At 66.5% G+C, this 9,481-nt stretch carries 10 protein-coding genes; 3 read left to right on the top strand and 7 right to left on the bottom strand.

The window, feature by feature from the left end; translation table 11 throughout:
- Positions 1-607: 607 nt before the first annotated feature.
- Both EV138_RS37120 and EV138_RS37115 read right to left on the bottom strand, forming a co-directional pair.
- Positions 608-1,930 (bottom strand): serine hydrolase domain-containing protein, encoded by a 1,323-nt coding sequence (locus EV138_RS37120; RefSeq protein ID WP_133985498.1) that lies wholly within the window; start codon positions 1,928-1,930, stop codon positions 608-610.
- A 109-nt stretch (positions 1,931-2,039) separates the two neighbouring features.
- Positions 2,040-2,261, bottom strand: a complete 222-nt coding sequence (locus EV138_RS37115) for a hypothetical protein (protein ID WP_112236686.1) — start codon at positions 2,259-2,261, stop codon at positions 2,040-2,042.
- A gap of 152 nt (positions 2,262-2,413) precedes the next feature.
- Between EV138_RS37115 and EV138_RS37110 the strand changes: the two genes are divergently transcribed.
- Positions 2,414-2,737, top strand: coding sequence for a YciI family protein (locus EV138_RS37110; RefSeq protein WP_133985496.1), 324 nt, complete (start codon positions 2,414-2,416; stop codon positions 2,735-2,737).
- A gap of 4 nt (positions 2,738-2,741) precedes the next feature.
- Here the strand turns inward: EV138_RS37110 and EV138_RS37105 are convergent, their stop codons facing one another.
- Both EV138_RS37105 and EV138_RS37100 read right to left on the bottom strand, forming a co-directional pair.
- Complete coding sequence (locus EV138_RS37105; RefSeq protein WP_133985494.1) at positions 2,742-2,951, bottom strand: KTSC domain-containing protein; 210 nt, start codon at positions 2,949-2,951, stop codon at positions 2,742-2,744.
- 38 nt (positions 2,952-2,989) lie between these two features.
- Positions 2,990-3,379 (bottom strand): helix-turn-helix domain-containing protein, encoded by a 390-nt coding sequence (locus EV138_RS37100; protein WP_202867124.1) that lies wholly within the window; start codon positions 3,377-3,379, stop codon positions 2,990-2,992.
- A 139-nt stretch (positions 3,380-3,518) separates the two neighbouring features.
- Between EV138_RS37100 and EV138_RS37095 the strand changes: the two genes are divergently transcribed.
- Positions 3,519-3,803 (top strand): hypothetical protein, encoded by a 285-nt coding sequence (locus EV138_RS37095; RefSeq protein ID WP_202867123.1) that lies wholly within the window; start codon positions 3,519-3,521, stop codon positions 3,801-3,803.
- 175 nt (positions 3,804-3,978) lie between these two features.
- On the opposite strand, the gene EV138_RS37090 is transcribed toward EV138_RS37095, so the two are convergent.
- The gene (locus EV138_RS37090) at positions 3,979-4,608 is read right to left on the bottom strand and encodes a hypothetical protein (protein ID WP_112237156.1); all 630 of its coding nucleotides are present in this window, start codon (positions 4,606-4,608) and stop codon (positions 3,979-3,981) included.
- A gap of 105 nt (positions 4,609-4,713) precedes the next feature.
- Between EV138_RS37090 and EV138_RS37085 the strand changes: the two genes are divergently transcribed.
- Positions 4,714-5,544: an aldo/keto reductase gene (locus EV138_RS37085; RefSeq protein ID WP_133985492.1), complete on the top strand. Its 831-nt coding sequence runs from the start codon at positions 4,714-4,716 to the stop codon at positions 5,542-5,544.
- A 121-nt stretch (positions 5,545-5,665) separates the two neighbouring features.
- Here EV138_RS37085 and EV138_RS37080 read toward each other — a convergent pair whose 3' ends face one another.
- Together EV138_RS37080 and nrdR are read right to left on the bottom strand one after the other, a co-directional pair.
- A complete protein-coding gene (locus tag EV138_RS37080) occupies positions 5,666-8,560 on the bottom strand; it encodes a vitamin B12-dependent ribonucleotide reductase (RefSeq protein WP_133985488.1) in 2,895 nt (964 codons plus the stop codon).
- 157 nt (positions 8,561-8,717) lie between these two features.
- Complete coding sequence (gene nrdR / locus EV138_RS37075; RefSeq protein ID WP_112236694.1) at positions 8,718-9,209, bottom strand: transcriptional regulator NrdR; 492 nt, start codon at positions 9,207-9,209, stop codon at positions 8,718-8,720.
- Positions 9,210-9,481: the final 272 nt, after the last annotated feature.

Here is a 9,481-nt window from a genome sequence, read left to right as displayed (position 1 = left end):
GTGAAACGGGTTAATGCTAAATTTCGGCATTGACTTTCGGCACGCTGTTGAGTTCTCAAGAATCGGACGCACACCGCGCTCCACACTCTCGTGTTTAGCTCCGGGGCAACCCGCCAAACATTACTGTCCCGTCCGCAGCCAGTCAAATCAGCCACTTTCGAAGCAGACCCCCCGCGTGACTCAGTAACCGAAAACCCGCACTGGGCGTGTCTCGGTTCCAAGAACCTTCAGGGAGTGTTCAGAGCGACCGGCCGCTTCCGCGTCCCGCACTCGCTCCAACAAGAAGAACATTACTGACATTCGCGGTGAAGATGCAAATCGGGGTCGGCACCTTGGCCGAACCCTTGCAAAGCACCTCCGGCACCTCCGCCGTCGTCCCTCTCGTCACACCAGTCCCCCACGTCTCCGCGGGTTCCTTCCACCATGATCCCCCACCACACAAGTGCCGCGGAGGTGGCAGATGGGCGGGAAGCCGAAGCTCCCCGCCCATCGAGTACCGCATCGTCCAGCAGACGCCTCTCGGCGAGTGGCCGCTCGTAGCGGCTGAGTGTGAGGCCCGGGGGTCATGTACTGGACGACACCTCACATAACCGAGCCCCCTCGCCGGCTATTCCCGCGGGCAGCGGATCTCCTCGCCGTTCTGGACGAACACCACTCCCCCGTCGTCGAACCGCAACTCGGTGTCGGCCGTCGACGCGCCGAACCGATCTCCGGACATCGCCCGGAACCGCAACGGTGACTGCCCAGGGAACTTCACCACGAGCTCCGTCCCGGACCGCTCGACCTCCAAACTCAAGCCCTCCCGCAGTCGGTAAGTCCCGACCCACCCTGCCAACACGTCGACATCGGGGCCCACCCGCTCACTGACCGTTGCGGGATAGTCCGCCCACCCGTACGCCGAAGCGATGTTCACGAAGGCCTTCTCCACAACCCAGCTGCCGTTGTCGCCATTCGTCATCACCGCCGCGCCTTGTCCGGTCTCCCGATACGCGAGCAGGTGGCACCTGAACCCGGCGTTCGACCCGCTGTGTCCGAACAGGCGGCCAGCTTGCCCGAGGAACAGGCCGAGACCGAGCGCCTCGAGTCCGCCGATCCGTTCCGACGACGGCACCTGTGGCGTCAGGGCTTCGCGCGCGAGTTCCGGCGACAACGGTGCGCCTTCAACACCGTCGTACGAGTTCTTGATGGCTTGGGCGAAGGTGAGGAGATCGCTCGGAGTTGTCCAGAGACCGGCGGCGGCGAGTTCGGGGTAGCTGTGCCAGCGTCCCTCGATGGGTTGGCCGAGATCGTCGTGTGCGACGGCCGCCTGGTTGTGCCTGTCCTCGGGCAGCGGCTGGGCGTAGTCGCTGTCGAACATACCAAGTGGGCCGAGCACCAACTCCTGCATCAACTGGCGGAACGGCGTCCCGGTGACGTCCTCGAGGAGTTGCTGTACGACGAGGGTGCCGCCGCCGGAGTACCGGAATTGGGTGCCGGGCACGGTGTCGACCCGTACGCCGAAGTTGGTCGCCGGGGGCACGCCGTCGAGGAGCTGGCGCAGGTTCGGCAGTTCCTCGCCGTACAGGTAGCCGGGGAAGCCGTGCACGGTGAGGCCGGCGCTGTGGCTGACCAGTTGCCGCAGGGTGACGACCGGTTGCCAATCGCCTGTCCGTGGCACCCGCCAGGATTTGAGTCGGTTGTTCACGTCCTCGTCGAGGTCGAGCAAGCCTTGGTCGACAAGGCGGAGCGCCGCGAGCACAGCAACGGGTTTGCTGATCGAGCAGGCCTGGAACAACGTCCGCTCTGTCACCAGATCGCTGCGGCCTGCGTCCACCAGACCGGCGGATCCGTGCTCGACGATCTGGCCGCCCTCGATCACCGCCCAACTGACGCCCGGAACCTGAAACTCCGCGAGATCGGCTTCGATCTCAGCCTTCACCACGTTGGTCACGGCGGCGCCTCCCGATCGGATGGTCGAAGCCTAACCACGGTGGAGGCCAGCACACCGCGGCTGCGGAACCCGTGAGCTCCGCAGCCGCACTACCGGTGAATCGAGCGGTCTACTTGGACGGTTGCGGTGCCGAGCAGTCGATCTTCGGGTTCGCACCGATGTAGTTCAGCGGCCCGGCGACGATGGTGACCAAAGTGGTGCCCACCTTCGCGCAGGTCGCGTCGGAGCCGGCGAAGTAGTTCCGCTGCGCGGCAGCAGCCAGTCCGATCAGCAACCACAACACGACGATGACTGTGATCACGCGAGAACCAGTCGTAGTGCGAGTGCTCATGTCCACCTCCTGAATACGACACAACCCCGTGTGACCACGATCCGGTGCCCTTCGCTGACTCCGCGAAAACGGTGCGACCCGCTGTCGATTCGCGGCCTGCTCCTTCGTCAAGCAAGAAACGCTCACCAGGAGCGCCGGCGAAGGGAAGCACGATGAGTAAGTACCTGTACCTGTACCGCGGCCCGGCCACCCCGATGGAGGACTTCACCGCGGAGCAGGGTGAGGAGCAGATGAAGGCGTGGACGGACTGGATGAGCAAGGCCGCGGCCTCGATCGTCGACCAGGGCAACCCGCTGGCACCGCGCGCCTCGGTACGTGACGACGGCGGATCGGCCGAGCCCAGTGACCAGAACGGCTACACGATCGTCGAGGCCGACGACCTCGCGGCCGCTCGGGCCCTGCTCGAGGGACACCCCTTCCTGTCCGAGGGAAAGGGCCGCTTCGCCGTGGAGATCTTCGAGATCGTCCCGATGTAGCAGCTCAGACCTCGGCGAACTCGTAGTACGGCTTGATCTGGGTGTTGACGAAGTTGCCGATGCTCGAGGCCGCCAGCAGACCGGCGTACGTCGGCTGCGGCACGTCGAAGTACTGATAGACGCTGTCGTTGACGAACTCGATCTCCAGCGTTCTGCTGGACATGCTGTAGCCGACTGATCGCACGCTTGCGGAATCCACCGGTCGCCGCCTCATGGAGCAAGCCTTTCATCACCGCCACCAGACAAGCCGTACTACGCGTGCCGCGCGCCCGCCTCCGTCGGGAGCTCGCCGGGAGACGATGCGCGAGGCGTCACCGGCTCGGCGGCCATCCGGGCGAGCACCCGGGTCAGATCGCCGACGGCCGCGTGGAGTTGGCTGAGCAGTGACTCGTCGAGAGCGGGCCGGCTCTCGACGCCGAGGTTCGCGATGAAGCGGGCATGGGTCTCCTTGGTGGCCAGGTTGAGTGAGGTGTCGAGCGCTTCCTGGAGTTGTGGGCTCGGCACCATCTCCGGGCGCTCCCGCCACTTCGCGATCGTGCGTGGGGCGACGCCCAGGTGCTCGGCGAAAGCTTCGTTGGTCAGGCGCATGGCGGCGCGCAACGCGTGCGCATGCCTGCCGGTCCACTGGTCGATGATTGTCATCGGCTCGCTCCTCGCGATCTCGATCACTCCTTGCAATCAGGTTACGACGATCGAGTGACGATGTGGGGCCTGTTCAGTGCCCTGTGGATACAGCCTCGGTTCATGGTCCGGGCAGGCGGGCGGGCGTTGACTGTCCGGCATGGACAAGATCAGCGGTAGACCGGCAGAGCTCCTGCGGCGACGCCATCTGAAGGTGGCGACCGCGGCCGGACCACGTCGTTTCGAACTGGTCCGGCACACCGACGTCTCCGGCGTGAGCGGCACCGGCGTCGTCGCCGAAGGCGTCGAGTGGTCCGACGGCACAGTCACCCTGCACTGGGGCGGCCGCTACCCCACCACCACCGTCTGGCAGGACGGCATCGACGCCCTCCTCACCATCCACGGCCACCACGGCGCCACCACCATCCGCTGGCTCGACACCTGATCCGGTAGGGCCGGCGCCCAACCCCCTGCACGGCCGCCGGCCCTACCTCCAGCTCAGTACGTCGAGACGCGCCCGTCAGTCGGCTGGATGTCGACGTGCGGCATCGGGCGGTGTGGCGCCAAAGAATCCGCCCCGGCTGCGAACTGGCGCGGCGTCCGGCGTTCCAGGTGCGACGTCAGCCGGCTAGGGAGCGGAGGGCTCGGCGGCTGGGGGTGAGGGTTACTGGTTTGTAGGGGCAGCGGGCGTCGGTGAGGGTTTCGTAGGCGCGGATGGCGCGTTGGGCGGCGTCCCAGCCTTGCTCGGCGGGGCTCTTGCCGCGACCGCGGTTGCGGATCAGGGCGCCGTAGAAGGCGGAGCAGAAGACGGTCGCTTCGTACCAGCCGATCACCGTGCTGGTGCCGATGTAGGTGATGTCGTCCTGCAGGCAGTCGCGGATCGCGCGTTGCCACTTGCCGATGCCGGTCTTGCAACCGTCGGCGATGACGACGCCGCTGGCGATGCCCCATTGGCGATCCAGGAACCAGTCCGCGAGGGCGGTCAGCGAGACCTGGGTCTCGCCGTCGGTGCTGAGAAACGACGGCTCCTCGCTGTGGTCACCGTGCGCCATCACGTGCAGCACGGACGACGGGGTGGTCAGGGCTGAGAACGCTGTCTCATGGTCACGCGTGCGAACGAAGTTGACGTCGATCACGGGCCGGTTCCAGCCGGCGTTGATATTGCTGGTGATGCCCTGGACGAACGTCATCGAGGCGTCGAACGAACTGTCCAGCCCGAGGTCCACCAGTGTGATCAGACGGTTCTTCATCGCCCACCCCTTCACCAGCCGGCCCTCGCCTCCGAGGGGTCCCGGAAACCATCATGACCCAGCCCGTCGACAGTTTCCGCCCGAGGTCCACATACCGTTGCAGACATGGAAAACACCCTCGCTCCGACTGTCACGCTGAGCAACGGAACGGCCATGCCCCGGCTCGGTCTGGGCACCTCGCCGATGAACGACGCGGACGCCGAGCGGACCGTCGTACAGGCTCTCGAACTCGGCTACCGGCTGATCGACACCGCGGAGAACTACCGCAACGAAGTCGGGGTCGGGCGGGCGCTGAGGGCGGTGGCGCGCGAGGAGGTGTTCGTGACGTCCAAGTTCAACAAGCGCTGGCACAGCGTGGAGGGTGCGCGGGCCGCCTTCGAGGCGAGCGCTGAGCGGCTGGGCGTCGACTACCTCGACCTGCTGCTCATCCACTGGCCGAACCCGGACCAGGATCAGTACGTCGACGCCTGGCGCGGGCTGATCGCTCTCCGCGAAGCCGGGCTCGTCCGCGCGATCGGTACGTCGAACTTCAAGCCCGCCCATCTCCAGCGGCTGATCGACGAGACCGGCGTGGCACCCGAGGTCAACCAGATCCAGCTGAGCCCGCTCTGGACGAAGCAGGAGAACCGCGAGTTCCACGCCCAACACAACATCGTCACAGAGGCCTGGAGCCCACTAGGCAACGGCAGAGGCCTCCTGGAGCACCCGACCATCACCGAAATCGCCAAGGCCCACGACAAGACGCCGGCTCAGGTAGTGCTCCGCTGGGAGATCCAGCTCAACGCCGTACCGATCCCCAAGTCGGCCAACCCCACCCGCCTGGCCCAGAACCTCGCCGTCTTCGACTTCACCCTCACCGACGACGAGATGACGAGCCTGTCTTCCCTTGACGGCACAGGCCCCGCACCCGCCGACTCGGACCGCTCCGGCCACTAGCCCGTACTACGCGACGCCGCCGCCGCGGTGGTCGCTGCAACTCCGCGGCAAGAGCTGGACGCGCTGCGGCCCCCGGGGGATGTGGGAAGTTCCCGGGGGCCGTGGCGCTATCAACCAGGGGTCAGCTGCAGCCGGAGGTGCTGCCGCAGCCTTCGCAGACGTAGCAGGAGCCGGACGGGCGCATCTTGGTACCGCAGGTGAAGCACAGAGGTGCGTCGACCGAGGTGCCGGTGATGAGCTCGAACATCTCTGCTGTGGTGCGGACCTCGGAGGTGTCGAGGACCTTGGCGCCGGCCTCTTCTGCGGCTGCCTTCTCCTCGGTGACTGGTTCCGCGACCGGCTCGACGGCCTTCAGCGACTCCGCCTCCGAGACCTCGACCGGCGCTTCGTACGAACCGGTGTCGAGCTGACGGGAGCGCTCGTCGGCCGAGTAGATGCCCAGCGCGGCCCGGTCGTCGAACGGCAGGTAGTCCAGCGCCAGCCGACGGAAGATGTAGTCCATGATCGACTGCGCCATCCGCACGTCCGGGTCGTCGGTCAGACCGGCCGGCTCGAACTTGAGGTTGGTGAACTTCTGGACGTAGGTCTCCAGCGGCACACCGTGCTGCAGGGCGATCGAGATCGCGATCGAGAAGGCGTCCATCACACCGGCCAGGGTCGAGCCCTGCTTGCCCATCTTCAGGAAGACCTCGCCCAGACCGTCGTCCGGGTACGACCCCGCGGTCATGTAGCCCTCGGCACCGCCGACGCTGAACGACGTGGTCCGCGACGGCCGCGACTTCGGCAGGCGCTTGCGGGTCGGCCGGTACTCGATGACCTTCTCGACCACCGGCTCCGCGGCGGCCGCGTCGGCGGCGGCGCTGGCCTTGGCCGACTTGGAGTCCGACAGCGGCTGGCCGACCTTGCAGTTGTCGCGGTACACGGCCAGTGCCTTGAGGCCGAGCTTCCAGCCCTGGAAGTAGACGTCGGCGATCTCCTCGACGGTCGCCGTCTCCGGCAGGTTGACCGTCTTCGAGATGGCACCGGACAGGAACGGCTGCGCGGCCGCCATCATCCGGACGTGGCCCATCGGCTTGATCGAGCGCTCACCCATCGCGGTGTCGAAGATCTCGTAGTGCTCGGTCTTCAGCCCCGGCGCGTCGACGACGTGACCGTGCTCGGAGATGTACTCGACGATCGCCTCGATCGTCTCCTCGGTGTAGCCGTGCTTGCGCAGCGCCCGCGGCACCGTCTGGTTGACGATCTGCATCGAGCCGCCGCCGACCAGCTTCTTGAACTTGACCAGCGAGAAGTCCGGCTCGATGCCGGTCGTGTCGCAGTCCATCATGAAGCCGATGGTGCCGGTCGGTGCTAGCACCGAGGCCTGCGCGTTCCGCCAGCCGTTCTTCGCACCGGTCTTCAGTACTGCGTCCCAGGCCGCCGTGGCGTGCTTGTGGACGTCCTTGTCGATGTCGTCGAGGGTCCGGATCGCGTCGTTGGCCGCGGCGTGCTTGCGCATCACCCGGGCGTGCGCTTCCTTGTTCCGCTCGAAGCCGTCGTACGGCCCGACGACGCCGGCCAGCTCGGCCGACCGCTTGTACGACGTACCGGTCATCAGCGAGGTGATAGCGCCCGCCAGTGCGCGACCACCGTCGGAGTCGTAGGCGTGGCCGGTCGCCATCAGCAGCGCGCCGAGGTTGGCGTAGCCGATGCCGAGCTGACGGTAGGCACGAGTGGTCTCGCCGATCGCCTCGGTCGGGAAGTCGGCGAAGCAGATCGAGATGTCCATCGCGGTGATGATCAGCTCGACGGCCTTGACGAAGTTCTCCGAGTCGAAGGTGTCGTCGTCCTTCAGGAACTTCATCAGGTTGAGCGAAGCGAGGTTGCAGGACGAGTTGTCCAGGTGCATGTACTCCGAGCACGGGTTGGACGCGGTGATCCGGCCCGTCTCCGGCGTCGTGTGCCAGTCGTTGATGGTGTCGTCGTACTGCAGACCGGGGTCGGCGCAGGCCCAGGCGGCGTGGCTGATCTTGTCGAACAGCTCGCGGGCGTCGACGGTCTCGATGATCGAGTTGTCGATCCGGGCCCGCAGGCCGAACTCGCCCTTCTCCTCCACCGCGCGCATGAACTCGTCGGTCACCCGGACCGAGTTGTTCGCGTTCTGGTACTGCACGGAGGTGATGTCGCGGCCGCCGAGGTCCATGTCGTACCCGGCGTCACGGAGGACGCGGATCTTGTCCTCCTCGCGCATCTTGGTCTCGACGAACTCCTCGATGTCGGGGTGGTCGACGTCCAGCACGACCATCTTCGCCGCGCGCCGGGTGGCGCCGCCGGACTTGATCGTTCCCGCCGACGCGTCCGCGCCGCGCATGAAGCTGACCGGACCGGACGCCGTCCCGCCGGAGGACTGCAGCAGCTCCTTGGAGGACCGGATCCGGGACAGGTTCAGACCGGCACCGGAGCCGCCCTTGAAGATCAGGCCCTCCTCCTTGTACCAGTTCAGGATCGAGTCCATCGAGTCGTCGACGGCGAGGATGAAGCAGGCCGACACCTGCTGCGGCGACGTCGTACCGACGTTGAACCAGACCGGCGAGTTGAAGCTGAAGTACTGGTGCAGCAGCATCCAGGTCAGCTCGTGCTCGAAGATCTCCGCGTCGGCGGGGGTGGCGAAGTACCCGTGCTCCTCGCCGGCCTTGCGGTAGGTCTTGACCACCCGGTCGAGCAGCTGCTTGAGGCTCCACTCGCGGTTGTCGTGACCGACGGCACCGCGGAAGTACTTGGTGGTGACGATGGTCGAGGCGTTCACGGACCAGTAGTCCGGGTACTCCACTCCGCGCTGCTCGAAGACGGTCTCACCCGTCTTCCAGTTCTGCTGCACGACGTCGCGACGCTCCCACGTCACCTCGTCGTACGGGTGGACGCCCTCGGTCGTGAAGATGCGCTCGATGGTGAGTCCCGCCGGGGCGTTCTTACCCCTGCGGAACCCGGCCGTCGACCTCTTGGTCGACCCCGAATGGCCGGTCACCGTCTCTGTCATGGTTGCTCCTCGCCCTGTGTCTGCGGTCTGTCGGGACCGCCCCGTTGAGTCCTGCGCGTACTTCGCCCTGCCTGTACTGCGTCCTGCCCGGTACTGCGTGCCGCTGGCTACCGCTGGTGCCCTGTACTGCGTGCTGCCGGTCCTGCGATTCCCCGATTTATGTCTGTGGTGTCCCGTGCGCGGCCGGTTCGGTGCCCTCGGGCTCCTTCTCGGCGCGCAGCAACGCGATCTCGGTCTCGAAGTCGTCGGCCGACTCGAACTGCCGGTAGACGCTGGCGAACCGCAGGTACGCGACCTCGTCCAGCTCCCGCAGCGGTCCGAGGATGGCCAGGCCGACCTCGTGCGCGGGCACTTCCGGCGAGCCGCCGCCCTTGAGCGCGTCCTCGACGCGCTGCCCCAGCCGGGCCAGCGCGTCGTCGTCCACCGGCCGGCCCTTGCAGGCCTTGCCGACGCCCCTGATCACCTTTTCCCGGCTGAACGGCTCGGTCGCGCCGGAGCGCTTCACGACCGTCAGCTGCATCTGCTCGACGGTGGTGAACCGCTTCTCGCAGACCGGGCACTGCCGGCGGCGGCGGATCGCTCCGCCGTCCTCGGCGACCCGGCTGTCGACGACCCGGGAGTCGACGTGCCGGCAATACGGACAGTGCATGTCGGATCACTCCTCCCGAGGGTCCACGCCGGCTGCGCAGCGGTGGATCTGTGGATCGAACTGGGGACAACTTGTGTATGACCTGTGAGTAACCAACCACTACCTGTGGAGAACTACAGGCGTGTAACTACTACATCTAGGGATGCTACGTCCGGCCTCCGACAGTTTGCAAGAACGCCCGAATCCCGCGCGCGTCTCCTTGTTCCAACACTCGCGCGACCTCGTGTAGTCCCGCGTGGCGCCGTCCCGACGGCCCTTTCGAGGCGCAAACT

Origin of the sequence: Kribbella voronezhensis (genome assembly GCF_004365175.1) — a bacterium.
GTDB lineage: Bacteria > Actinomycetota > Actinomycetes > Propionibacteriales > Kribbellaceae > Kribbella > Kribbella voronezhensis.
This window is presented reverse-complemented; position numbering and strand designations above follow the sequence as displayed.